23 protein-coding genes and 1 other RNA gene are annotated in these 23871 nt (G+C 56.9%); 17 read left to right on the forward strand and 7 right to left on the reverse strand.

Going from position 1 to position 23871, the window contains the following annotated elements; genetic code table 11:
* Nucleotides 1-14: 14 nt before the first annotated feature.
* Both ssrS and zapA read right to left on the reverse strand, forming a co-directional pair.
* Nucleotides 15-198: non-coding RNA, 6S RNA (gene ssrS, locus FFB58_RS16960), on the reverse strand.
* Nucleotides 199-239: 41 nt separating this feature from the next.
* On the reverse strand, nt 240-569 hold the full coding sequence (zapA, locus tag FFB58_RS16965) for a cell division protein ZapA (RefSeq protein WP_039029820.1): 330 nt from the start codon (nt 567-569) through the stop codon (nt 240-242).
* Nucleotides 570-736: 167 nt separating this feature from the next.
* On the opposite strand from zapA, the gene FFB58_RS16970 reads away from it, so the two are divergent.
* From FFB58_RS16970 to FFB58_RS17005, 8 genes are all read left to right on the forward strand, one after another.
* On the forward strand, nt 737-1315 hold the full coding sequence (locus tag FFB58_RS16970; RefSeq protein ID WP_138370500.1) for a YecA family protein: 579 nt from the start codon (nt 737-739) through the stop codon (nt 1313-1315).
* 21 nt (nt 1316-1336) lie between these two features.
* Entirely contained in the window at nt 1337-2650 is a 1314-nt protein-coding gene (gene pepP / locus FFB58_RS16975; protein ID WP_138370501.1) for a Xaa-Pro aminopeptidase, read from the forward strand.
* Nucleotides 2647-3825, forward strand: a complete 1179-nt coding sequence (ubiH, locus tag FFB58_RS16980) for a 2-octaprenyl-6-methoxyphenyl hydroxylase (RefSeq protein WP_138370502.1) — start codon at nt 2647-2649, stop codon at nt 3823-3825. The genes pepP and ubiH overlap by 4 nt, the downstream gene beginning before the upstream one ends.
* Before the next feature lie 12 nt (nt 3826-3837).
* On the forward strand, nt 3838-5040 hold the full coding sequence (gene ubiI / locus FFB58_RS16985; RefSeq protein WP_138370503.1) for an FAD-dependent 2-octaprenylphenol hydroxylase: 1203 nt from the start codon (nt 3838-3840) through the stop codon (nt 5038-5040).
* Nucleotides 5041-5468: 428 nt separating this feature from the next.
* Entirely contained in the window at nt 5469-6563 is a 1095-nt protein-coding gene (gene gcvT / locus FFB58_RS16990) for a glycine cleavage system aminomethyltransferase GcvT (RefSeq protein ID WP_039029825.1), read from the forward strand.
* A gap of 23 nt (nt 6564-6586) precedes the next feature.
* Nucleotides 6587-6976 (forward strand): glycine cleavage system protein GcvH, encoded by a 390-nt coding sequence (gene gcvH / locus FFB58_RS16995; RefSeq protein WP_039029826.1) that lies wholly within the window; start codon nt 6587-6589, stop codon nt 6974-6976.
* Between the two features lie 123 nt (nt 6977-7099).
* The gene (gcvP, locus tag FFB58_RS17000) at nt 7100-9973 is read left to right on the forward strand and encodes an aminomethyl-transferring glycine dehydrogenase (RefSeq protein ID WP_138370504.1); all 2874 of its coding nucleotides are present in this window, start codon (nt 7100-7102) and stop codon (nt 9971-9973) included.
* A 67-nt stretch (nt 9974-10040) separates the two neighbouring features.
* The gene (locus FFB58_RS17005; protein ID WP_138370505.1) at nt 10041-10784 is read left to right on the forward strand and encodes an SDR family oxidoreductase; all 744 of its coding nucleotides are present in this window, start codon (nt 10041-10043) and stop codon (nt 10782-10784) included.
* 102 nt (nt 10785-10886) lie between these two features.
* Here the strand turns inward: FFB58_RS17005 and bglA are convergent, their stop codons facing one another.
* On the reverse strand, nt 10887-12320 hold the full coding sequence (gene bglA / locus FFB58_RS17010; protein WP_138370506.1) for a 6-phospho-beta-glucosidase BglA: 1434 nt from the start codon (nt 12318-12320) through the stop codon (nt 10887-10889).
* A 114-nt stretch (nt 12321-12434) separates the two neighbouring features.
* The gene (locus FFB58_RS17015; RefSeq protein WP_039029830.1) at nt 12435-13166 is read right to left on the reverse strand and encodes a MurR/RpiR family transcriptional regulator; all 732 of its coding nucleotides are present in this window, start codon (nt 13164-13166) and stop codon (nt 12435-12437) included.
* A gap of 52 nt (nt 13167-13218) precedes the next feature.
* Here FFB58_RS17015 and yqfB point away from each other — a divergent pair, with 52 nt between their 5' ends.
* Together yqfB and FFB58_RS17025 are read left to right on the forward strand one after the other, a co-directional pair.
* Nucleotides 13219-13530 carry a N(4)-acetylcytidine aminohydrolase gene (gene yqfB, locus FFB58_RS17020; protein WP_039029831.1) on the forward strand — a complete coding sequence of 104 codons (312 nt, stop codon included), beginning with the start codon at nt 13219-13221 and terminating at the stop codon, nt 13528-13530.
* Nucleotides 13531-13695: 165 nt separating this feature from the next.
* Nucleotides 13696-14355 carry a hemolysin III family protein gene (locus FFB58_RS17025; protein ID WP_039029832.1) on the forward strand — a complete coding sequence of 220 codons (660 nt, stop codon included), beginning with the start codon at nt 13696-13698 and terminating at the stop codon, nt 14353-14355.
* Nucleotides 14356-14485: 130 nt separating this feature from the next.
* Here the strand turns inward: FFB58_RS17025 and ygfZ are convergent, their stop codons facing one another.
* Entirely contained in the window at nt 14486-15466 is a 981-nt protein-coding gene (ygfZ, locus tag FFB58_RS17030; protein ID WP_039029833.1) for a tRNA-modifying protein YgfZ, read from the reverse strand.
* Between the two features lie 303 nt (nt 15467-15769).
* Here ygfZ and sdhE point away from each other — a divergent pair, with 303 nt between their 5' ends.
* Complete coding sequence (sdhE, locus tag FFB58_RS17035; protein WP_039029834.1) at nt 15770-16036, forward strand: FAD assembly factor SdhE; 267 nt, start codon at nt 15770-15772, stop codon at nt 16034-16036.
* Nucleotides 16017-16430 carry a protein YgfX gene (locus FFB58_RS17040; RefSeq protein WP_138370507.1) on the forward strand — a complete coding sequence of 138 codons (414 nt, stop codon included), beginning with the start codon at nt 16017-16019 and terminating at the stop codon, nt 16428-16430. The genes sdhE and FFB58_RS17040 overlap by 20 nt, the downstream gene beginning before the upstream one ends.
* Before the next feature lie 4 nt (nt 16431-16434).
* On the opposite strand, the gene fldB is transcribed toward FFB58_RS17040, so the two are convergent.
* Nucleotides 16435-16956 (reverse strand): flavodoxin FldB, encoded by a 522-nt coding sequence (fldB, locus tag FFB58_RS17045; protein WP_039029836.1) that lies wholly within the window; start codon nt 16954-16956, stop codon nt 16435-16437.
* A gap of 100 nt (nt 16957-17056) precedes the next feature.
* On the opposite strand from fldB, the gene xerD reads away from it, so the two are divergent.
* From xerD to lysS, 5 genes are all read left to right on the forward strand, one after another.
* Nucleotides 17057-17953 carry a site-specific tyrosine recombinase XerD gene (xerD, locus tag FFB58_RS17050; protein ID WP_138370508.1) on the forward strand — a complete coding sequence of 299 codons (897 nt, stop codon included), beginning with the start codon at nt 17057-17059 and terminating at the stop codon, nt 17951-17953.
* Nucleotides 17954-17978: 25 nt separating this feature from the next.
* A complete protein-coding gene (gene dsbC, locus FFB58_RS17055) occupies nt 17979-18692 on the forward strand; it encodes a bifunctional protein-disulfide isomerase/oxidoreductase DsbC (RefSeq protein WP_039029838.1) in 714 nt (237 codons plus the stop codon).
* 5 nt (nt 18693-18697) lie between these two features.
* Nucleotides 18698-20431 (forward strand): single-stranded-DNA-specific exonuclease RecJ, encoded by a 1734-nt coding sequence (recJ, locus tag FFB58_RS17060; protein WP_039029839.1) that lies wholly within the window; start codon nt 18698-18700, stop codon nt 20429-20431.
* 90 nt (nt 20432-20521) lie between these two features.
* A protein-coding gene (gene prfB, locus FFB58_RS17065) for a peptide chain release factor 2 (protein ID WP_138370509.1) occupies nt 20522-21620 on the forward strand; the annotation gives its coding sequence in 2 pieces (ribosomal slippage) (nt 20522-20596 and nt 20598-21620; 1098 coding nt in all).
* Between the two features lie 9 nt (nt 21621-21629).
* A complete protein-coding gene (gene lysS / locus FFB58_RS17070; protein ID WP_039029841.1) occupies nt 21630-23147 on the forward strand; it encodes a lysine--tRNA ligase in 1518 nt (505 codons plus the stop codon).
* Between the two features lie 46 nt (nt 23148-23193).
* Here lysS and idi read toward each other — a convergent pair whose 3' ends face one another.
* Nucleotides 23194-23745: an isopentenyl-diphosphate Delta-isomerase gene (idi, locus tag FFB58_RS17075; protein WP_039029842.1), complete on the reverse strand. Its 552-nt coding sequence runs from the start codon at nt 23743-23745 to the stop codon at nt 23194-23196.
* Nucleotides 23746-23871: the final 126 nt, after the last annotated feature.

Genomic DNA, 23871 nt, shown 5'->3' on the forward strand with positions numbered 1-23871 from the left:
GGTAGAAAGGTGAGGGAATCTCCGAGATGCCGCCGCAGGCTGTAACCCTTGAACCCTTGGTTCAAGGTGAATGTGTCGTCATAGTTTTAAGGCTTCTCGGACGAACCGAGCATGCTCACCAACCATGGAGCGCCACATTCTTGTGGTATGAAATATCGGCTCAGGGGACTGGCCCGCATGCGAACATCTCAGAGAAATTTTTCCTTCAGGGTCACTCTACCATAGTAGACCATGAAGTGTTATTCAAAGTTTTGCCCCGGTCTGTCTGTAATGCGACCCTGATCAAGCAATGCCTGTTCAATGGTCTGCTGGAGCATTTTAATACGTTGTTCCATGCTCGCCGCGTATTCGCGGGTCTTCGCTTTTTCCTGAGTCAGCTCATAACTGATGTTCAACGCGGCAATGAAGACCAGCTGCTCAGTATTTGTGACTCTAGTGCGTTCTTTTAAATCTTGCAACCGCTGATTCAAATCATCCGCAGCCTGATTCAAAGCATCCCTTTGTTCAGGCGGACAATTCACTCGCAGCGAACGGCCAAAAATTTGGATATCGACGGGTTGTGCAGACATGCCACCTTCCTGCTGTTTGACTGCGCTGCCTTCACACCCGATTCCGGGGGCTGCGAAGGGGCGACACTATAGCTACCCTGGTGCGCAGATACAAGCCCTATTCTGGTTCACCAGGGTCCAAAGTGGTAGCATACCATGAATATTCCTCCCAATGATGACGAATGCGCATGTCTATACAGAACGAAATGCCTGGCTACAACGACCTTAGCCAGTTACTGAACCAGCAGGGCGTAGGTTTAACGCCGGCTGAAATGCACGGTCTGATCAGCGGGATGCTGTGTGGTGGAAACAGCGACAGCTCATGGCTGCCGCTGGTTCACGACCTGACGAACGAAGGTCTGGCGTTTGGTCACGATCTGGCCCAGGCGTTGCGCAGCATGCATGGCGCAATCAGCGATGCGCTGGAAGATGACGGCTTCCTTTTTCAGCTTTATCTGCCTGATGGCGATGACGTCAGCGTGTTCGATCGCGCCGATGCGCTGGCCGGATGGGTCAACCATTACCTGTTGGGGTTGGGCGTAACGCAGCCTAAGCTTGAGAAGGTGACGGGCGAAGCCGGAGAAGCTATCGACGATCTGCGCAACATTGCGCAGCTGGGCTACGACGAGGACGAAGACCAGGAAGAGCTGGAGATGTCCCTCGAAGAGATCATTGAGTATGTGCGCGTTGCGTCGCTGCTCTGCCACGATACCTTTACGCGGACCCAACCGACTGCGCCGGAAGTGCGCAAACCAACCTTACACTAATAACAACGACTGGAGGGTGTCATGACTCAGCAAGAGTATCTGCGCCGCCGGCAGGCGCTGCTGGCCACAATGCAGCCGGGAAGCGCCGCGCTGATATTTGCCGCACCGGAGGCCACGCGCAGTAACGATAGCGAATATCCGTACCGCCAGAGCAGTGATTTCTGGTACTTCACCGGCTTCAACGAGCCGGAGTCGGTACTGGTGCTGATTAAAAGTGATGACACCCACAACCACAGCGTGCTGTTTAACCGCGTCCGGGATCTGACCGCCGAGATCTGGTTTGGTCGCCGCTTAGGCCAGCAGGCTGCGCCCGAAAAGCTGAGCGTGGATCGTGCGCTGGCGTTCAGCGAGATCAACGAGCAGCTTTACCAACTGCTGAATGGTCTGGATGTGGTCTATCACGCGCAGGGTGAATATGCCTGGGCCGATGAGATCGTTTTTGCCGCGCTGGATAAGCTGCGCAAAGGCTCCCGGCAAAACCTGAAAGCTCCGGCAACCCTTACCGACTGGCGTCCTGCTGTGCACGAGCTGCGCCTGTTTAAATCGGCGGAAGAGCTGGACGTGATGCGCCGTGCAGGCGAAATCAGCGCGCTGGCCCACACCCGGGCGATGCAAAAATGCCGTCCGGGGATGTTCGAATATCAGCTCGAAGGCGAAATTCATCATGAATTCACCCGCCACGGCGCGCGCTACCCGGCCTACAACACGATTGTTGGCGGCGGGGAAAATGGCTGCATTCTGCACTACACCGAAAACGAGTCCGAACTGCGCGATGGCGATCTGGTGCTGATTGATGCCGGTTGCGAATATAAAGGCTATGCCGGGGATATCACCCGCACCTTCCCGGTGAACGGCAAATTCACACCTGCCCAACGCGCCATTTACGACATCGTCCTGCACTCGCTGGACACCGCCCTGATGCTGTTCCGCCCGGGCACCTCCATTCAGGAAGTCACCGGCGAAGTGGTGCGCATCATGATTAGCGGCCTGGTGGAGCTGGGTATTCTGCACGGCGATGTCGAACAGCTGATTACCGAAAACGCGCACCGTCCCTTCTTTATGCATGGCCTGAGCCACTGGCTGGGGCTGGATGTGCATGATGTGGGTGTCTACGGCCCGGAACGTTCCCGCGTGCTGGAGCCGGGCATGGTGCTGACCGTTGAGCCGGGACTCTATATCGCCCCGGATGCCGATGTGCCTGCGGAGTATCGCGGGATCGGCATTCGTATCGAAGATGACATTGTCATCACCGAAACCGGCAACGAGAACCTGACCGCTTCGGTGGTGAAAAATGCCGACGAGATTGAGGCGCTGATGGCGGCGGCACGCCCATGAGCATCATCATCGTTGGCGGAGGCATGACGGGAGCTACGCTTGCGCTGGCGATCTCCTCCCTGACCCAGGGCAAACTTCCGGTTCATCTGGTCGAGGCCATTGCGCCACAGTCGACCGGTCATCCGGGATTTGACGGACGCGCTATCGCCCTGGCGCAGGGCACCTGTCAGCAGCTGGCACGCAGCGGCATCTGGCAGGCCATAGCCGACTGCGCCACGGCCATCGAAACCGTTCATGTCAGCGACCGGGGCCATGCCGGCTTTGTTACCCTTGAGGCGCAGGATTACCGTATTGATGCGCTGGGGCAGGTGGTTGAGCTGTACGACGTGGGCCTGCGCCTGTTCCGTCTGTTAAAAGAGGCCCCAGGCGTAACCCTGCACTGCCCCGCGCGCGTGGAGCGCTTTACCCGCAGCGAAGACGCGGTGAGCGTCACCCTGGATGACGGCACGACGCTTGACGGACAGCTGCTGGTGGCCGCCGACGGTTCCCGTTCGGCACTCGGCCAGCAGTGTGGGATCCAGTGGCAACAGCAGCCTTACCATCAGCTGGCGGTGATTGCCAACGTCGCCACCGCCGAGCCGCACCGGGGGCGCGCCTTTGAACGTTTTACTCAGCACGGCCCGCTGGCCATGCTGCCGATGTCCCAGGGGCGCAGTTCGCTGGTCTGGTGCCATCCCCTGGAGAGTGCGGATGAGGTGCAGAGCTGGTCTGATGAACGCTTCTGCACCGAACTGCAAAAAGCCTTTGGCTGGCGGCTGGGACGTATCACCCATGCCGGCAAGCGGGCGTTTTATCCCCTGGCGTTAACCACGGCGTCGCAGTCTGTCTCCCATCGCGTCGCGCTGGTGGGCAATGCGGCCCAGACGTTACACCCCATCGCCGGGCAGGGCTTTAATCTCGGACTGCGCGATGTCATGACCCTGGCCGAAACGCTGGCCCAGGCGTTTGCGCAACAGCAGGATTGCGGTGCCTACCCGGTCTTATGCCATTACCAGAAACGACGCCAGGCCGATAAAGAGGCCACCATCGGCGTAACCGATGGGCTGGTGCATCTGTTTGCCAATCGCTGGGCACCGCTGGTGGCGGGCCGTAACGCAGGGTTGATGGCGATGGAACTATTCATTCCGGCACGAGATGTGCTGGCACAGAGGACGCTTGGTTGGGTCGCTCGCTAAGGAGTAAACAAAGTGCAGAATGTTGATGTCGCCATTGTCGGTGGCGGAATGGTAGGACTGGCGTTGGCCTGCGGCTTGCAGGGCAGCGGTCTGCGCGTGGCGGTGCTGGAGCAGAAGCAGCCGCAGCCTGTCGCTCCCGACGCGCCGCCTGAGCTACGCGTCTCGGCGATCAACGCCGCCAGTGAAAAGCTGCTGACCCGCGTCGGCGTCTGGTCGGAGATTATCGCCCAACGCGCCAGCTGTTATCACGGGATGGAAGTGTGGGATAAAGACAGCTTCGGGCATATCGCGTTTGATGACGAGAGCATGGGCTACAGCCATCTCGGGCATATCATTGAAAATGCGGTCATCCACCATGCTCTGTGGCAGAAAGCGCAGCAGTGCAGCGATGTTACGCTGATTGCGCCTGCTGCGCTGCAGCAGGTCGCCTGGGGTGAAAACGACGCCTTTATTACCCTGCAAAGCGGAGACATGCTCACCGCTCGCCTGGTGGTGGGGGCCGATGGCGCAAACTCCTGGCTGCGAAATAAAGCCGACATTCCGCTAACGTACTGGGACTATCGCCACCATGCGCTGGTCGCCACTATTCGCACGGCGGAGCCGCATCAGGCCGTGGCCCGGCAGATCTTCCACAATGACGGCATTCTGGCCTTCCTGCCGCTCAGCGATCCGCATCTCTGTTCGATCGTCTGGTCCCTGGCGCCCGAGAAGGCCCAGCAGATGCAGGAGGCGTCAGCCGAGGAGTTCAATCAGGCTTTGTGCGTGGCGTTTGATAACCGGCTGGGGCTGTGCTCCGTGGAAAGCGAGCGTCAGGTATTCCCGTTGACCGGCCGCTATGCGCGCCAGTTTGCCGCGCATCGTCTGGCGCTGGTGGGCGACGCGGCGCATACCATTCATCCGCTGGCCGGGCAGGGCGTAAACCTGGGCTTTATGGATGCCGCCGAACTGGTGGACGAACTGCGCCGACTGCATCGCGAAGGCAAGGATATTGGTCAGCACCTTTATCTGCGTCGCTACGAGCGCAGCCGCAAACACAGCGCGGCAATGATGCTGGCAGGTATGCAGGGGTTCCGCGAACTGTTTGCCGGGGCGAACCCGGCGAAAAAACTGCTGCGCGACCTCGGCCTGAAACTGGCTGATACCCTTCCAGGCGTTAAACCTCAACTTCTGCGTCAGGCGATGGGGCTTAACGATCTGCCGGACTGGCTTCAGTAAACCAGACCCCCATCACACTTTCTTCCCCCGGCCTGTGGGCCGGGAAATTCCCCTCGTTTGAAATAATCTAATTTCACTGACTTTTTCGCATTAGATTATCTAATCTGGCTGTTTTTATGTTACGGAAATTCCGCGCGTTTTTCCGCAGTAAATATCATCCTGTGCTCAACTCCAGGCTGTTGACTTTGCTTTTGTGCGGAACGTTTCGCATTTTTATAGTGAATAACTCTGTACGCTTTGTTGGCTTTTTTGACCATAAGCTAATGTGATGACCCATTTTGCCTTATGGTTAACCACCGTTTTCGGTGGTAAGTTCAGAGGAAAGAGAACGTTTGCGTCGGCGTCCGGGAGCGATGCCGATGCCGGGTTTTGTGGTGATTTTTTCACCTTGAAACGCAAGACAGCCCTGCTCATTCAACGAGGATAAGATGGCTCAACAGACGCCTTTGTACGAACAACACACCCTGTGCGGTGCACGCATGGTCGATTTCCATGGCTGGATGATGCCGCTGCATTATGGTTCGCAGATTGATGAGCATCATGCGGTGCGCACCGATGCCGGTATGTTCGACGTCTCTCACATGACCATTGTCGATCTCCACGGCAGCCGCACCCGGGAGTTTTTACGCTATCTGCTGGCAAACGACGTGGCTAAGCTCACAAAGCCGGGTAAAGCGCTCTACTCCGGCATGCTGAATGCCTCCGGCGGCGTGATTGACGACCTGATTGTCTATTACCTCTCTGATGATTTCTTCCGCCTCGTTGTTAACTCCGCCACCCGCGAAAAAGACCTCTCCTGGATCACCCAACACGCAGAACCCTTCGCCATCGACATTACCGTGCGTGACGATCTGTCGCTGATCGCGGTGCAGGGCCCAAACGCGCAGGCAAAAGCGGCCTCCCTGTTCAGCGATGAGCAGCGTCAGGCCACCGAAGGCATGAAGCCGTTCTTTGGCGTGCAGACGGGCGATCTGTTTGTGGCGACCACCGGCTACACCGGTGAAGCGGGCTATGAAATTGCGATGCCGAACGAAAAAGCGGCCGATTTCTGGCGTGCGCTGGTGGAAGCGGGCGTTAAACCGGCGGGGCTCGGCGCGCGCGATACGCTGCGTCTGGAAGCCGGTATGAATTTATACGGTCAGGAGATGGACGAAGGCGTCTCTCCGCTGGCGGCCAACATGGGCTGGACCATCGCCTGGGAACCTGCCGATCGCGACTTTATCGGCCGTGAAGCGCTGGAAATGCAGCGCGAGAAGGGCACCGAACAGCTGGTTGGCCTGGTGATGACCGAAAAAGGCGTCCTGCGCGGCGAGCTGCCGGTACGTTTCACCGATGCGAACGGCAACCACTGCGAAGGCATTATCACCAGCGGCACCTTCTCTCCGACGCTGGGTTACAGTATTGCTCTGGCGCGTGTTCCGGCGGGCATTGGCGAGACTGCCGTGGTGCAGATCCGCAACCGCGAAATGCCGGTCCGCGTGACCAAACCGATTTTTGTTCGCGCCGGTAAACCGGTCGCCTAATTATTTTTATCAGGAGAAATTCAATGAGCAATGTGCCAGCAGAACTGAAATACAGCAAAGAACATGAGTGGCTGCGCAAAGAAGCCGACGGCACTTATACCGTTGGGATCACCGAACATGCTCAGGAGCTGTTAGGTGACATGGTCTTTGTGGATCTGCCGGAAGTGGGCGCGACCGTCACCGCAGGCGACGACTGCGCGGTAGCCGAGTCCGTAAAAGCGGCATCTGACATCTATGCTCCGGTCGGCGGCGAAATCGTGGCGGTTAACGACGCGCTGAGCGACTCACCGGAGCTGGTCAACAGCGAGCCTTACGGCGAAGGCTGGATCTTCAAAATCAAAGCCAGCGACGAAGCGGAAGTTGCCGCCCTGCTGGATGCAACAGCCTATGAAGCACTGTTAGAAGACGAATAAGCGTTTTCTCCCTCTCCCATTCAGGGAGAGGCGAGACAACGTAGGCCCGGTAAGCGTTAGCGCCACCGGGTAACAGAGTTACAGACAACTACGATTCACTGCACGTTTCAGGAACCATCGCTCATGACACAGACTTTAAGCCAGCTTGAAAACCGTGGCGCCTTCATTGAACGTCACATTGGGCCGGATGCTCAGCAACAGCAGGAGATGCTGAAGACGGTTGGCGCGGATTCGCTCAACGCCTTGATCGGCCAGATTGTGCCAAAGGATATTCAGCTCGCCACGCCGCCGCAGGTGGGGGAATCGACCACTGAATACGCCGCGCTGGCGGAACTGAAAGGCATTGCCAGCCTGAACAAGCGCTTTAAGTCTTACATTGGCATGGGCTACACCAACGTGCAGTTACCGCCGGTGATCCTGCGTAACATGCTGGAAAACCCGGGCTGGTACACGGCCTATACCCCTTATCAGCCGGAAGTGTCTCAGGGGCGTCTGGAAGCGCTGCTCAATTTCCAGCAGGTCACGCTGGATCTGACCGGTCTCGACATCGCCTCGGCTTCGCTGCTGGATGAAGCCACCGCCGCTGCAGAAGCCATGGCCATGGCAAAACGCGTCAGCAAGCTGAAGGGCGCAAACCGCTTCTTCGTCGCGGCCGACGTTCACCCGCAAACCCTGGACGTGGTGCGTACCCGTGCAGAGACGTTTGGCTTTGAGGTGATCGTTGATGATGCCGATAAAGTGCTGGATCACCAGGATGTGTTCGGCGTGCTGTTGCAGCAGGTTGGCACCACCGGTGAAGTGCATGACTACAGCACGCTGATTGCCGGGCTGAAAGCGCGCAAAGTTGTCGTCAGCGTGGCGGCCGATTTCATGGCGCTGGTGCTGTTAACCGCGCCGGGCAAGCAGGGTGCGGACATCGTCTTCGGCTCTGCGCAGCGCTTCGGCGTGCCGATGGGTTACGGCGGTCCTCACGCGGCCTTCTTCGCCGCAAAAGATGAATTCAAGCGCTCCATGCCAGGTCGTATTATCGGCGTATCGAAAGATGCGGCCGGTAACACCGCCCTGCGCATGGCGATGCAGACTCGCGAGCAGCACATCCGCCGTGAGAAAGCGAACTCCAATATCTGTACCTCTCAGGTACTGCTGGCCAACATCGCCAGCCTGTATGCCGTCTATCATGGCCCGGCTGGCCTTAAGCGTATCGCCGGCCGTATTCATCGCCTGGCCGATATTCTGGCCTGCGGCCTGCAGCAGAAAGGTCAAAAACTGCGTCACGCGCACTTCTTCGACACCCTGTGCGTTGAAGTGGCCGACAAAGCGAACGTGCTGGCACGCGCTGAAGCAGCTGAGATCAACCTGCGCAGCGACATCCTGAATGCGGTCAGCATCACCCTGGATGAAACCACCACCCGTGACGATGTGCAGGTGCTGTTCAACGTCCTCCTAGGTGACGACCACGGCCTGAATGTGGACGCGCTCGATAAAGAGGTGGCGCACGACAGCCGCTCCATCCAGCAGAGCATGCTGCGTGACGATGCGATCCTGACCCATCCGGTCTTTAACCGCTACCACAGCGAAACCGAGATGATGCGCTATATGCACTCCCTGGAGCGTAAAGATCTGGCCCTGAACCAGGCGATGATCCCGCTGGGCTCCTGCACCATGAAGCTGAACGCCGCTGCCGAGATGATCCCCATCACCTGGCCGGAATTCGCTGAGCTGCACCCGTTCTGCCCGGCTGACCAGGCGGAAGGTTATCATCAGATGATCAACCAGCTCTCAGACTGGCTGGTAAAACTGACCGGCTATGACGCACTCTGCATGCAGCCAAACTCCGGCGCACAGGGTGAATACGCGGGCCTGCTGGCCATCCGCCACTACCACGAGAGCCGCAACGAAGGCCATCGCGATATCTGCCTGATCCCAAGTTCTGCCCACGGCACCAACCCGGCATCGGCCCAGATGGCAGGGATGGAAGTGGTGGTTGTGGCCTGCGATAAGAACGGTAACATCGACCTGGCCGACCTGCGTGCGAAAGCGGAACAGACCGGCGATAAGCTCTCCTGCATCATGGTCACTTATCCGTCCACCCACGGCGTGTATGAAGAGACCATCCGTGAAGTGTGCGAGATCGTGCATCAGTATGGCGGCCAGGTTTACCTCGATGGCGCCAACATGAACGCCCAGGTGGGCATCACCACCCCAGGCTTTATCGGCGCGGACGTGTCGCACCTGAACCTGCACAAAACCTTCTGCATTCCGCACGGCGGTGGCGGCCCGGGCATGGGTCCAATCGGCGTGAAAGCGCACCTGGCACCGTTCGTACCGGGTCACAGCGTGGTGCAGATCGAAGGCATGCTCACCCGTCAGGGCGCAGTCTCTGCGGCACCGTTCGGTAGCGCGTCCATTCTGCCAATCAGCTGGATGTATATCCGCATGATGGGCGCAGAAGGGCTGAAGCAGGCAAGCCAGGTGGCGATCCTGAACGCCAACTATATCGCTACGCGTCTGAAGTCTGCCTATCCGATACTCTATACCGGCCGTGACGGTCGCGTGGCGCACGAATGTATTCTCGATATTCGTCCGCTGAAAGAGCAGACCGGCATCAGCGAGCTGGACATTGCCAAGCGTCTGATCGACTACGGCTTCCACGCCCCGACCATGTCGTTCCCTGTTGCAGGTACGCTGATGGTGGAACCAACCGAGTCTGAAAGCAAAGCCGAACTGGACCGCTTTATCGACGCGATGCTGGCGATCCGCATGGAGATCGATCGCGTTCAGGATGGCGAATGGACGCTGGAAGATAACCCGCTGGTGAACGCTCCGCACACCCAGCACGAGCTGGTGGCTGAGTGGAACCACGGTTACTCCCGCGAGCTGGCGGTCTTCCCGGCAGGCGTTGCTAACAAGTACTGGCCGACCGTGAAGCGTCTTGATGACGTCTACGGCGACCGTAACCTGTTCTGCTCCTGCGTGCCGATGAGCGAATACCAGTAACTCTCTGCCATACTCTAGGCCGGGTAAGCGCAAGCGTCACCCGGCTTTTTTTATCCGGAGGTTGTAGATGGCAATAGCATTAGTAACCGGCGCCAGCCGCGGGATCGGCAAAGCGACGGCGCTTCAACTGGCACGTGAAGGCTACACCGTAGCGGTGAATTATCACCACAACATCAAAGCCGCCACCGATGTGATCAATCAGATTGTCGAAGAGGGCGGCAAGGCCTTTGCCCTGCGCGCGGACATCAGCGACGAGGCCCAGGTTATGGCCATGTTCGAAAGCCTCGACCGCGAAGGCGAGCCCCTCACCGCCCTGGTCAACAACGCCGGTATTCTGTTCGAGCAGAGCACCATCGAAAATCTCTCCGCCGAGCGGATTAACCGCGTGCTGGCCACCAACGTGACCGGGTATTTCCTCTGCTGTCGTGAAGCGGTGAAACGCATGGCGCTGAAGCACGGCGGGAAAGGCGGGGCGATCGTCAATGTGTCGTCTGCGGCCTCGCGACTCGGCGCGCCGGGGGAATATGTGGATTATGCAGCATCGAAAGGGGCCGTGGACTCCCTCACGACCGGGCTGTCGCTGGAAGTGGCGGCGCAGGGTATCCGCGTGAACTGCGTACGTCCGGGGCTGATTTATACCGAAATTCATGCCTCCGGCGGTGAACCCGGGCGCGTGGATCGGGTGAAGTTGATGCTGCCGATGCAGCGCGGCGGTCAGCCGGAAGAGGTGGCGCAGGCGATTGTCTGGCTGCTGAGCGAGAAAGCCTCGTACGTGACGGGGAGTTTTATTGAGTTAGCGGGCGGGAAATAAATTACCCCTCACCCTAACCCTCTCCCCATAGGGGAGAGGGTACTGCTCGGTGCGGTCTTTTCTCCCTCGCCCCTTTGGGGAGAGGGCGGGGTGAGGGGATAATTAAAGCGTCTCGCCGTTGCTGGCAATGACCTCTTTGTACCAGTTAAAGCTCTTTTTGCGTGAACGGGACATGTCGCCGGTGCCGTCGTCGTGCTTGTTCACATAGATAAAGCCGTAGCGTTTGCTGTACTGGCCGGTGGTAAACGATACGCAGTCGATGCAGCCCCACGGGGTGTAGCCCATCAGATCCACGCCGTCGTAAGTGACCGCTTTTATCATCTCTTCCACGTGCGCGCGCAGGTAGTCGATGCGGTAGTCATCGTTGATGCTGCCGTCTTCTTCCACTTTATCGTAGGCACCAAAACCGTTTTCCACGATAAACAGCGGCTTCTGATAGCGCTCATACAGTTCACACAGGGCGTAACGCAGGCCCACCGGGTCAATCTGCCAGCCCCAGTCAGATGCTTTAACGTGCGGGTTCGGCACGCTGCCTTCGAAGCCGGAGATCGCATCCCCGGTGCCGCCTTCGGCTTTCACCGCGTTGGTCATGTAATAGCTGAAGCCGAGATAATCACAGGTGCCTTCACGCAGGATCTGCTCGTCGCCCGCTTCCATATTGATGGTGAAGCCGCGACGTTCCCACTCGTTCAGCACGTAGAACGGGTAGTAACCGCGCAGCTGCACGTCGGTAAAGACATAACGCTCGCGCATTGATTCCTGAGCAAACATCACGTCTTCTGGTTTGCAGGAGAACGGATAGAGCGCCACCATCGCCAGCATACAGCCGACTTTCATCTCCGGGTTGATGCGGCGAGCCGCTTTCACCGCCAGGGCGCTGGCCACGAACTGGTGATGCAGCACCTGGTACATGGTCTCTTCCGGGTTTTGATGCTCGGTATAGACCACGCCGGAGCAACAGTAGCCGAACAGCGGCGCGCGCCAGTTACGCTGGTTGTTGATTTCGTTGAAGGTCATCCAGTACTTGACCTTGCTCTTGTAGCGCTCAAACACCACTTCGGCGAAGTTAACGAAGAAATCCACCACCTTACGGTTGGTCCAGCCGCCGTATTCCTGCACCAGATACAGCGGCATTTCGAAGTGGGAGAGGGTGATCACCGGCTCGATGTTGTACTTCAGCAGCTCATCGAACATGTCATCGTAGAACTTCAGCCCCTCTTCGTTAGGCTGGGTTTCATCACCTTTCGGGAAGATGCGGGTCCATGCGATGGAGGTGCGGAAGCACTTGAAGCCCATCTCGGCAAACAGCTTGATGTCTTCTTTATAGTGGCCGTGGAAGTCGATGGCTTCGTGATTCGGGTAGTATTTACCCTCAACCACTTCCTGGGTGATTTCACGCGGTACGCCGTGCGCGCCGCCGGTCAGCACGTCGCAAATGCTCGGGCCTTTGCCGCCTTTGTTCCAGCCGCCTTCAACCTGATGCGCCGCAACCGCGCCGCCCCACAAAAAGTCTTTTGGTAAGGTGAGTTTTTTCATCTTTGCTAATCTCATTTATTACTATTGTTTTTGAGTCTAACAAAGGGAAATAAAAAGTCACGATATAACAATTCGCCGGAATTGTAATTTGTCACACCGAAAAAACAGGGTGTTTTATTCTGTTAATTTCTTCGCCAGTTTACGTCCCAGCGATTCGAGAATATAAACGACCGGAATTTGGGTAGTAATATCGTACACGCCGCCAATACGCGTTTGCGGCACGTGCCAGGAGAGATTGAAATCCGCTAATTTAGCCAGACGCGAGTGCTCGTGGCTGGTGATAGAGAGCACCTTGCAGTGATGCAGACTGAACTGGCTGGCGAAGCGCAGGATCTCTTCGGTTTCGCCCGAGACCGAGAGCACAATAGCCAGCGCGTTTTTCGCCATATCATTAGTGACCGGGAAATAAGGATCGTCGATATGGTTGCTGAATTTTCCAATATTGGAAAAGAAACGCGCGCCATATTTCGCCAGCGAGCCGGACGTACCTGCCCCGACAAAGATAATACGCTCGGAGGATAATATAATTTCCACCGCTTCATTTAATAGCGCGTCAAATTCGTCGTTATTTACACTCTTGAAAAAACTGATAATCTCACTGGCGCCAAAATTAGCCTGCTGCGGTTCGTTCTGCTCAAGATATAATTTAAACCGCACGCGGAATTCAGAGTAGCCATCGCAGTTCAGCTTGCGGCAAAAGCGCAGCACGGTGGTGGTGGACACTCCCGCCGCATCCGCCAGTTCGCGTATGGTCATGTACATCACCCGATCGCGGTTTTTGATGACGGTGTTGTAGACCATCATCTCCAGATTATTGAGACTGGCAATGGCGGAATGGGAGAACATGCTCACAGTGGCTAAACTCACTCATCAGACTTCATCTTCAGGGAATAATAACATGCAGCCAAACGACATTACTTTTTTTCAGCGTTTTCAGGATGACATTCTGGCCGGACGTAAAACCATCACCATTCGCGATGAAAGCGAATCACATTTCAGCGCGGGTGACGTGCTGCGGGTAGGGCGCTATGAGGATGACGGCTATTTTTGCACCATCGAAGTCACAGCAACCTCGACGGTAACGCTTGATACATTAACGGAAAATCATGCTCAGCAGGAGAACATGACCCTGGACGAACTGAAGGGGGTGATTACAGAAATTTACCCTGACCAGCAACAGTTTTATGTTATTGATTTTAAATGTCTTTGAGGTTTGATGTGAACGCCCGTTAGCTGAAATAATCACTCAAACCTATGATTGTCATAAATAAAGTTTTAGACGATATTTATTTTAGCTAACAGGTGTTCACTGGAATCATTCTCAGTTAGCATAGTCAGCGATGCACTATTCACTTTTGTTTTCCCGGAGTTATCTATGGTTAGCAAACCATTAACCACACAGGGATATTCGCTGGCTGAGGAAATAGCCAACAGTATTAGTCACGGAGTCGGCCTGGTGTTTGGCATTGTCGGGCTGGTGTTGCTGCTGGTTCAGGCCGTCGACACCAATGCCAGCGCGCTGGCGATCACCAGTTACAGCCTGTATGGCGGGAGTATGATCCTGCTGTTCCTGGCGTCCACTCTTTACCATGCCATTCCTCATCAGCGGGCCAAGATCTGGCTGAAAAAATTCGACCACTGCGCCATCTATCTGCTGATTGCCGGAACCTATACGCCATTTTTGCTGGTCGGGCTGGATTCGCCGCTGGCGCGTGGGTTGATGATTGTTATCTGGAGCCTGGCCCTGCTGGGGATCCTGTTTAAACTCACTATCGCGCACCGCTTTAAGGTCCTGTCGCTGGTGACTTACCTGACGATGGGCTGGCTGTCGCTGATAGTGGTCTATCAGCTGGCAGTAAAACTGGCGGCGGGCGGCGTGACGCTGCTGGCGGTGGGTGGCGTGGTCTATTCGCTGGGGGTCATTTTTTACGTCTGTAAGCGCATCCCCTATAACCACGCGATCTGGCACGGGTTTGTGCTGGGCGGCAGCGTGTGCCATTTCCTGGCGATCTATTTGTACGTCGGGCAGGTTTGATTGTAATGTGCGGCCTGATGCCCTCACCCCGACCCTCTCCCACAGGGAGAGGGAGCAAACATAAAAAACGGTAACCTTGGGTTACCGTTTTGCTTTTACCTTCGCCACCCGGCATCCGGCACTAACAGCATTACTCTTCCAGCGAATACGGCAACGGCTCGATGCTCAGAGTGTTCACATCCTCGCGCACGCGGAACACGCTGTCCGGCTCCATATCGTTATTCATCACGGCCTGAACCAGCAGGCGACCATCGTCGAGCTGAACGGCAGCCAGCACGGTGCCGGTACGACGCCAGTTTTCACCCATTTTCAGTTCCAGATCTTCACCGGCTTCCGGTACGCGGCTGGCTTTACCCGCCAGATACCACAGGGCGCGTTTGTTGGCGCCGCGGAACTTCGCGCGTGCCACCATCTCCTGGCCGGTGTAGCAGCCTTTTTTAAAGCTGATACCGCCAAGCGCCTGCAGGTTGGTCGCCTGGGGAATAAACTGCCCGCTGTTGGCGGCGTCGATCACCGGGATGCCCGCTTCAATGTTCAGCGACAGCCACTGCTGGCTGTTATTCAGCTGCGCTTCGCCACGCAGGGCCTGGGTCACGCGCTCGGCGGTGGCGACATCGGTCACCAACAAGAAGCGCTCTGCCGGATGTTCAAACCACAGCAGGGAGGTGACCCCGTCGGTGGTCACCTGTTTTTCTGCATCAGGCAGTTCGCTGAACAGATTTTTCAGCGCAGCGCGCGCCTGGAAGCCCGCCACACCCAGCAGCACCAGTTCGTCATCGGCGGCAATGGTGACTTTGGAGAACACCGCATACTTTTTCAGTTCGGCGAGCTGTGCGTCGCGCAGGCTGCGGCGTTCGATAAGGGCGAAACCGTCCTGACGGCGGAACAGACGCAGGTTGCTCCACATCTTGCCTTTCGGATCGCAGTGCGCCGCCAGCAGGTGCTGGTGTTCGGTCAGCTGACTGACATCAGCGGTCACCTGGCCTTGCAGGTACTTTTCGCTGTCTGCGCCGACGAGGGTCGCCAGCGCCCAGTCATCAAGGGTCATAAGCGTCAGCGGCAGACGCGCAGAGGCGACAGGCTGGCGCGGAGAAAACGGTGTAAATGCCATATTGATGTCCTGAATTGCTTAACGCTTTGATAATGCCTAATGGTAAAAGAGACTGTCGCCATTGCAAGCGGTTTCAACAGGCTATTCGTGCCCTCAGGCTATTCTGCGTAACGCCACGCAAAACAGATGAACACGCTTATTTATTGTGGTTTTTTGTGGAAGCCTGCTCCAGGAACGTAATATTCCAGTAATGAAACAGCAAAAAACACGTTACACTAGAGGCCGTTTCATCCCGGTAGAGCGCCTTTCGCAGCCGGTACGAACGGAACACTGCCTGAACTCAACGTTATGCAGGAACCAGACATGGACATTAATAACAAAGCCCGCATTCACTGGGCATGCCGTCGCGGCATGCGCGAACTCGATATCTCCATCATGCCGTTCTTCGAATACGAATATGACAGCCTGAGCGATGAGGATAAGCAGCTCTTTATCCGCCTGCTGGAGAACGACGATCCTGACTTATTCAACTGGTTGATGAATCACGGCGAACCCGCCGACACCGAACTGCAACGGATGGTGCTTTTAATTCAGACACGGAATCGGGAACGTGGTCCTGTGGCAATCTGATCTACGCGTCTCGTGGCGCTCCCAGTGGATGTCTCTTCTGCTCCACGGCCTGGTCGCGGCCTTCATTCTGCTGATGCCGTGGCCGCTGAGCTACACCCCGTTATGGCTGATACTGCTGTCGCTGGTGGTGTTTGATAGCGTACGCAGCCAGCGGCGCATTAACGCCCGCCAGGGTGAAATCAAACTGTTCATGGATTCCCGGCTGCACTGGCTGGGCAACGAATGGGAGATTGTCGGCACGCCGTGGATGCTCAATTCCGGCATGATGCTGCGCTTGCGCAAAGGCGCAGGACAACGCTGCCATCATTTATGGCTGGCGGCAGACAGTATGGAAGAAGGGGAGTGGCGGGATCTGCGTCGGATGATTTCACAGCAGCCGACGCAGGGGCGATAGCGGTTTAACTGAACTGCTCCGCCATTTCACCGAGGATCTGCTCGCACCAGTTCTGCAGGCGCTCTTCACTGAGGTCGTACTGGTTGGTTTCATCGAGAGCCAGTCCGACAAACAGCTGGCCGTCGGCGATGATCGGTTTCTTACTGGTAAATTCATAGCCTTCTGTCGGCCAGTAACCGATGAACGTCACCCCTTTCGGTGCCAGCTTGTCATGCAGCATACCCAGCGCGTCGAGGAACCATTCGCCGTAGCCCAGCTGATCGCCCATGCCGTACAGCGCGATGATTTTGCCTTCAAGCTGCAGGGAATCGAGCCGATCCCAGATGGCTTCCCAGTCTTCCTGCAGTTCGCCGAAATCCCAGGTCGGGATGCCCAGAATGAGCACGTCATACTGCTCCATCATCGATGGGGCATCGTCTTTAAGGTTATGCAGGGTGACCAGTTCCGGGCCGATAATGTCGCGAATTTTCTCTGCGGCCATCTCGGTGTAGCAGGTGCTGGAACCATAAAACAGACCAATATTCATCGCTAAAATGTCTCAATACTTGCTATGACTTTGCGAGTAGTGTACCAGAAACAACACCCATTCAGGCATAATGCCCTATTGCAGAACGAAAGAGGCGGACGTGGAAAAGGATCTCTCACTCATCGAACAGTTTCTCGATGCGCTCTGGCTGGAGAAGAATCTTGCCGAGAATACCCTTAGCGCCTACCGACGCGATCTGGCTATGCTGGTGGCATGGTTACACCATCGCGGCCTCTCTCTTGCCACGGCGCAAAGCGACGATTTGCAGGCCCTGCTTGCCGAGCGAATGGAAGGGGGATATAAAGCCACCAGCTCCGCACGGCTGTTAAGCGCCATGCGGCGTCTGTTTCAGCACCTGTATCGCGAGAAATTACGCTCCGACGATCCCAGCGCGGCGCTGGCGTCGCCAAAATTGCCTCAGCGTCTGCCAAAAGATCTCAGCGAAGCACAAGTTGAGAGATTATTACAGTCGCCGGTGGTTGACCAACCGCTGGAGTTACGCGATAAAGCGATGCTTGAAGTGCTATACGCCACAGGATTGCGCGTGTCTGAACTGGTGGGGCTGACGATGAGCGATATCAGCCTGCGCCAGGGCGTGGTGCGGGTGATCGGTAAAGGCAATAAAGAACGTCTGGTGCCGCTGGGCGAAGAGGCGGTTTACTGGCTGGAGAACTATCTTCAGCATGGCCGTCCGTGGTTGCTGAACGGTGTCTCCATTGACGTGCTGTTTCCCAGCCAGCGTGCGCAGCAAATGACGCGTCAAACCTTCTGGCATCGCATCAAACATTACGCCACACTGGCAGGTATCGACAGTGAAAAACTTTCGCCGCACGTTCTGCGTCACGCTTTTGCGACCCATCTTCTGAACCATGGCGCCGATCTGCGCGTGGTCCAGATGCTGCTTGGTCACAGTGACCTCTCAACGACGCAAATCTACACGCATGTCGCGACGGAACGCCTGCGGCAGCTACACCAACAGCATCACCCACGCGCGTGAGTGATGACTTGTAACAGGAACCCATATGAAAAAGTCTTTAGTGCTGTTCTCTCTGCTGGCAGCATCTTTAACCGGTCTGGCGCATGCTGACGATGCGGCCATCAAACAGTCTCTGGCGAAGCTCGGCGTCACCAGTAGTGAAATTCAACCTGCGCCCGTAGCCGGTATGAAAACGGTGCTGACCAACAGCGGCGTGCTGTATGTAACCGAAGACGGTAAGCACTTTATCCAGGGGCCGCTGTACGACGTGAGCGGCGCGCAGCCGGTTAACGTGACTAACCAGATGCTGATGAAAAACCTGAACGCGCTGGAAAAAGAGATGATCGTCTACAAAGCGGCGCAGGAAAAACATGTCATTACCGTGTTTACCGACATCACCTGCGGCTACTGCCACAAGCTGCATGAAGAGATGAAAGATTACAACGCGCTGGGGATCACCGTGCGTTATCTCGCCTTCCCGCGTGCGGGCGTGCAGAGCCAGCCTGAGCAGGATATGAAGGCCATCTGGTGTGCGAAAGATCGCAACAAAGCCTTTGATGACGCCATGAGCGGCAAAGGCGTTCAGCCTGCCTCCTGTGATATCGACATTGCTAATCACTACGCGCTGGGCGTGCAGTTTGGCGTGACCGGTACGCCGGCAATCGTGCTGAGCAACGGCTACGTCGTGCCGGGCTACCAGGGGCCGAAAGAGATGAAAGAGTTCCTCGACGCGCACCAGAAACAGTTTGGCGGTAAATAATTCGCGTGAAATCTTCGACACAACTTCGTCGTCGTGAAGTGGACGAGAGCGCTGCGCTACCCGCAGAACTCTCGCCGCTGTTGCGTCGGCTATACGCCAGCCGTGGCGTGCGAAATGCAGACGACCTTGAGCGCAGCGTAAAGGGCATGCTCTCCTGGCAGCAGCTGAGCGGCGTCGAGCGCGCCACGGAGCTGCTGTACAACGCCTTGCGGGAAGGGACGCGCATTATCGTGGTAGGGGACTTTGACGCCGATGGCGCCACCAGTACCGCGCTGAGCGTGCTCAGCCTGCGGGCGATGGGGTGCGATAACGTCTCGTACCTGGTGCCGAACCGCTTCGAGGATGGCTACGGCCTGAGCCCGGAAGTGGTCGATCAGGCCCATGCCCGCGGCGCACAAATGATCCTCACCGTGGACAATGGGATCTCATCCCATGCTGGTGTCGATCGGGCGCATGCGCTCGGGATCCCGGTGCTGGTCACCGATCACCATCTGCCCGGCGATACATTGCCGGCGGCGGAAGCAATCATTAACCCTAACCTGCGCGACTGCGACTTTCCGTCGAAATCGCTGGCGGGGGTGGGGGTCGCGTTCTACCTGATGCTGGCCCTGCGTACACGGCTGCGTGATGAAGGCTGGTTTGAGGCGAAGGGCATTGCGGCGCCTAATCTGGCTGAATTCCTCGATCTGGTGGCGCTGGGCACCGTGGCGGACGTGGTACCGCTGGATGCCAACAACCGTATTCTGACCTGGCAGGGCTTAAACCGCATTCGTGCGGGGAAATGCCGTCCGGGCATTAAGGCGCTGCTGGAGATCTCCAACCGGGATCAGCAGCGGCTGGCGGCCAGCGACCTGGGTTTTGCCCTGGGACCGCGTCTGAACGCCGCAGGGCGGCTGGATGATATGTCGGTGGGCGTGGCGCTGCTGCTGTGCGACAACATCGGCGAAGCGCGCGTGCTGGCCAACGAGCTGGATGCCCTGAACCAGACCCGCAAAGAGATCGAGCAGGGGATGCAGGCCGAAGCCCTGACCCTGTGCGAAAAGCTGGAGCGCAGCGGCGATACGCTGCCCGGCGGGCTGGCGATGTATCATCCCGAGTGGCATCAGGGCGTGGTGGGGATTCTGGCCTCGCGCATCAAAGAGCGTTTCCACCGTCCAGTGATCGCCTTTGCTCCGGCCGGAGACGGCACGCTGAAAGGATCTGGTCGATCCATTCAGGGGCTGCACATGCGCGATGCGCTGGAGCGTCTTGATACGCTGCATCCAGGGCTGATGCTCAAATTTGGCGGCCATGCTATGGCGGCGGGACTGTCGCTGGAGGAGGCGAAATTCGACCAGTTCCAGCGTCTGTTCAGCGAACTGGTTACCGACTGGCTGGATCCTGCCCTGTTACAGGGTGAAGTGGTTACCGATGGCCCGTTAGCCCCGGCTGAAATGTCCATGGAGGTGGCGCAGATGCTGCGCGATGCCGGTCCGTGGGGACAGATGTTCCCTGAGCCGCTGTTTGACGGGCGTTTCCGCCTGCTGCAGCAGCGTCTGGTGGGGGAACGTCATCTGAAGGTGATGGTAGAACCGGTGGGCGGTGGCCCGCTGCTGGACGGCATCGCCTTTAACGTCGATACCGCTATCTGGCCGGACAACGGCGTACGTGAAGTCGAACTGGCCTATAAACTCGATATCAACGAGTTTCGCGGCAACCGCACCCTGCAAATCATCATCGACCATATCTGGCCACTTTAGCATCACTATTCCGCTATAAAACAGGGCGTGAATCCGGTACAATTCCGCCCTTACACCGCATTTTGACTCGTCCATAAAAGAAAACAGACCATGTTTGAAATTAATCCGGTAAAAAACCGCATTCAGGACCTCACAGAGCGCTCTGACGTTCTTAGGGGGTATCTTTGACTACGATGCCAAGAAAGAGCGTCTTGAAGAAGTAAACGCCGAGCTGGAACAGCCGGACGTCTGGAACGAACCTGAACGCGCACAGGCGCTGGGTAAAGAGCGTTCCTCTCTCGAAGCTATCGTAGATACGCTGGATCAAATGGCGCAGGGTCTGGATGACGTTTCCGGGCTGCTGGAGCTGGCCGTTGAGGCCGACGACGAAGAGACCTTCAACGAAGCCGTCGCAGAGCTCGACGTGCTGGAAGAGAAGCTGGCGCAGCTGGAATTCCGTCGTATGTTCTCCGGCGAGTACGACAGCGCCGACTGCTACCTGGATATCCAGGCCGGTTCCGGCGGTACAGAAGCACAGGACTGGGCCAGCATGCTGACCCGTATGTATCTGCGCTGGGCTGAAGCCCGCGGCTTCAAGACTGAGATCATCGAAGAGTCTGAAGGCGAAGTGGCAGGCCTGAAATCTGTCACCATCAAGATTATTGGCGATTACGCTTACGGCTGGCTGCGTACTGAAACCGGCGTTCACCGCCTGGTGCGTAAGAGCCCGTTTGACTCCGGCGGTCGCCGTCATACCTCGTTCAGTTCCGCGTTTGTCTATCCGGAAGTGGACGACGATATCGACATCGAAATCAACCCGGCAGATCTGCGTATCGACGTTTACCGCGCTTCCGGTGCGGGTGGTCAGCACGTTAACCGTACGGAATCTGCGGTGCGTATTACCCACATTCCTACCGGGCTGGTAACACAGTGCCAGAACGACCGTTCGCAGCATAAAAACAAAGACCAGGCCATGAAGCAGATGAAAGCGAAGCTTTATGAGCTGGAGATGCAAAAGAAAAATGCTGAGAAACAGGCGATGGAAGATAACAAATCTGACATCGGCTGGGGCAGCCAGATCCGTTCTTACGTCCTTGATGACTCCCGCATCAAAGACCTGCGTACCGGTGTCGAAACCCGTAACACGCAGGCGGTGCTGGACGGCAGCCTGGACCAATTTATCGAAGCAAGTTTGAAAGCAGGGTTATGAGGAACCAACATGTCTGAACAAAACGCACAGGGCGCTGACGCGGTAGCCGATCTTAACAATGAACTGAAAACCCGCCGCGAGAAGCTGGCTGCACTGCGCGAGCAGGGCGTGCCGTTCCCGAACGATTTTCGTCGCGATCGCACCTCAGACCAACTGCACGCTGACTTCGACGATAAAGAGAACGAAGAGCTGGAAGCGCTGAACGTTGAAGTCGCCGTTGCAGGCCGCATGATGACCCGCCGTATTATGGGTAAAGCGTCCTTCATTACGCTACAGGACGTTGGCGGCCGCATTCAGCTGTATGTTTCTCGCGACGATCTGCCAGAAGGCATCTACAACGAGCAGTTCAAAAAGTGGGACCTGGGCGATATCCTGGGCGCGAAAGGCAAGCTGTTCAAAACCAAAACCGGCGAGCTGTCCATTCACTGCACCGAGCTGCGTCTGCTGACCAAAGCCCTGCGCCCGCTGCCGGACAAATTCCACGGTCTGCAGGATCAGGAAGCGCGCTATCGTCAGCGTTACCTGGATCTCATCTCAAACGATGAATCCCGCAACACCTTTAAAATTCGCTCCCAGATCATGGCCGGTATCCGCCAGTTCATGGTTGGCCGCGACTTTATGGAAGTCGAAACTCCGATGATGCAGGTGATCCCGGGCGGTGCGTCCGCGCGTCCATTCATCACCCATCACAATGCCCTGGACCTTGACATGTACCTGCGTATCGCGCCGGAACTGTACCTGAAGCGTCTGGTGGTCGGTGGTTTCGATCGCGTATTCGAGATCAACCGTAACTTCCGTAACGAAGGTATCTCCGTACGCCATAACCCAGAGTTCACCATGATGGAACTCTATATGGCCTACGCGGATTACAAAGATCTGATCGAGCTGACCGAATCCCTGTTCCGTACCCTGGCGCAGAATATTCTGGGTAAAACCGAAGTGCCATACGGTGACGAGGTGTTCGACTTCGGTAAGCCGTTCGTTAAGCTGACCATGCGCGAAGCAATCAAGAAATACCGTCCGGAAACCGAGATGGCGGATCTGGATAACTTCGACTCCGCGAAAGCGATCGCTGAGAGCATCGGTATCAAGGTTGAGAAGAGCTGGGGTCTGGGCCGTATCGTGACCGAGATCTTCGAAGAAGTGGCCGAAGCGCACCTGATTCAGCCTACCTTCATCACCGAATACCCGGCTGAAGTTTCTCCGCTGGCGCGTCGTAACGACGAGAACCCGGAAATCACTGACCGCTTTGAATTCTTCATCGGTGGCCGCGAAATCGGCAACGGCTTTAGCGAGCTGAACGATGCAGAAGACCAGGCGCAGCGCTTCCAGGATCAGGTTGATGCGAAAGCGGCGGGCGACGACGAAGCGATGTTCTTCGACGAAGACTACGTGACCGCGCTGGAACACGGCCTGCCGCCAACTGCAGGTCTTGGTATTGGTATCGACCGTATGGTGATGCTGTTTACCAACAGCCACACCATCCGCGACGTGATCCTGTTCCCGGCGATGCGTCCGGTAAAATAAGCCACTGTTGCTAAAAAGCCCCGACGTGTTACGCGTCGGGGCTTTTTTATTGCTTCGCGTTGGCCGCGAAGTGAAGTAATGCTTCTCTCGCAGCCCGGGCTTCCATAACCATCCACGGGCTGAACGCCCAGGGTGTGGCTTCCAGCGCGCCGAGCAGTGCCTCCAGTTTTACCCACTGATGTTCCATCACCTCGTCGCGATTAATCACCAGATCGCTGACGGCACGCGCCGCAAAAACCGGGCAGATCTCATTTTCGACAATCCCGGAAGGATCGGTTTCGCGGTAGCGAAATGCCGGGGCGACCGGTGCGATCCCGGCGATTTCTGTGCCGACTTCATAGCGACAGCGGCGGATCATCGCCTGCTCCAGGGTTTCACCCTGCTGCGGATGACCGCAAACCGAGTTGGTCCAGACGCCGGCCCAGGCTTTCTTACTCATGGCGCGACGCGTGACCAGCGTTTCCCCTTTGTCGTTGAATAGCCAACAGGAGAAAGCCAGATGAAGAGGGGTGTGCGAGGTGTGTACGGCGTATTTTTCCGCTGTTCCGATAGCCGTTCCGTGGTCGTTAACCAAAATGACGTGTTCGTGTGTACCCATTATCACTCCCGTGCTGAAATCGCCGGGCGATACTGACTTGTTATCCGCTAAGTTCAGCACGGCCAGGCCGCGGCGATTATAGCGTAATCGTCACAAAACTGTTTGTCGCATAGGGTGCTCTTGGGC

It is taken from the genome of Enterobacter sp. MF024, from assembly GCF_005843915.1.
GTDB lineage: Bacteria > Pseudomonadota > Gammaproteobacteria > Enterobacterales > Enterobacteriaceae > Enterobacter > Enterobacter barmai.

Excerpts from the sequence above, each read along its gene's own strand:
- zapA (WP_039029820.1), bottom strand. The coding sequence starts at position 569 with ATGTCTGCACAACCCGTCGATATCCAAATTTTTGGCCGTTCGCTGCGA.
- FFB58_RS16970 (WP_138370500.1), top strand. The coding sequence starts at position 737 with ATGTCTATACAGAACGAAATGCCTGGCTACAACGACCTTAGCCAGTTA.
- pepP (WP_138370501.1), top strand. The coding sequence starts at position 1,337 with ATGACTCAGCAAGAGTATCTGCGCCGCCGGCAGGCGCTGCTGGCCACA.
- ubiH (WP_138370502.1), top strand. The coding sequence starts at position 2,647 with ATGAGCATCATCATCGTTGGCGGAGGCATGACGGGAGCTACGCTTGCG.
- gcvT (WP_039029825.1), top strand. The coding sequence starts at position 5,469 with ATGGCTCAACAGACGCCTTTGTACGAACAACACACCCTGTGCGGTGCA.
- gcvH (WP_039029826.1), top strand. The coding sequence starts at position 6,587 with ATGAGCAATGTGCCAGCAGAACTGAAATACAGCAAAGAACATGAGTGG.
- gcvP (WP_138370504.1), top strand. The coding sequence starts at position 7,100 with ATGACACAGACTTTAAGCCAGCTTGAAAACCGTGGCGCCTTCATTGAA.
- FFB58_RS17005 (WP_138370505.1), top strand. The coding sequence starts at position 10,041 with ATGGCAATAGCATTAGTAACCGGCGCCAGCCGCGGGATCGGCAAAGCG.
- bglA (WP_138370506.1), bottom strand. The coding sequence starts at position 12,320 with ATGAAAAAACTCACCTTACCAAAAGACTTTTTGTGGGGCGGCGCGGTT.
- FFB58_RS17015 (WP_039029830.1), bottom strand. The coding sequence starts at position 13,166 with ATGTTCTCCCATTCCGCCATTGCCAGTCTCAATAATCTGGAGATGATG.
- yqfB (WP_039029831.1), top strand. The coding sequence starts at position 13,219 with ATGCAGCCAAACGACATTACTTTTTTTCAGCGTTTTCAGGATGACATT.
- FFB58_RS17025 (WP_039029832.1), top strand. The coding sequence starts at position 13,696 with ATGGTTAGCAAACCATTAACCACACAGGGATATTCGCTGGCTGAGGAA.
- ygfZ (WP_039029833.1), bottom strand. The coding sequence starts at position 15,466 with ATGGCATTTACACCGTTTTCTCCGCGCCAGCCTGTCGCCTCTGCGCGT.
- sdhE (WP_039029834.1), top strand. The coding sequence starts at position 15,770 with ATGGACATTAATAACAAAGCCCGCATTCACTGGGCATGCCGTCGCGGC.
- fldB (WP_039029836.1), bottom strand. The coding sequence starts at position 16,956 with ATGAATATTGGTCTGTTTTATGGTTCCAGCACCTGCTACACCGAGATG.
- dsbC (WP_039029838.1), top strand. The coding sequence starts at position 17,979 with ATGAAAAAGTCTTTAGTGCTGTTCTCTCTGCTGGCAGCATCTTTAACC.
- lysS (WP_039029841.1), top strand. The coding sequence starts at position 21,630 with ATGTCTGAACAAAACGCACAGGGCGCTGACGCGGTAGCCGATCTTAAC.
- idi (WP_039029842.1), bottom strand. The coding sequence starts at position 23,745 with ATGGGTACACACGAACACGTCATTTTGGTTAACGACCACGGAACGGCT.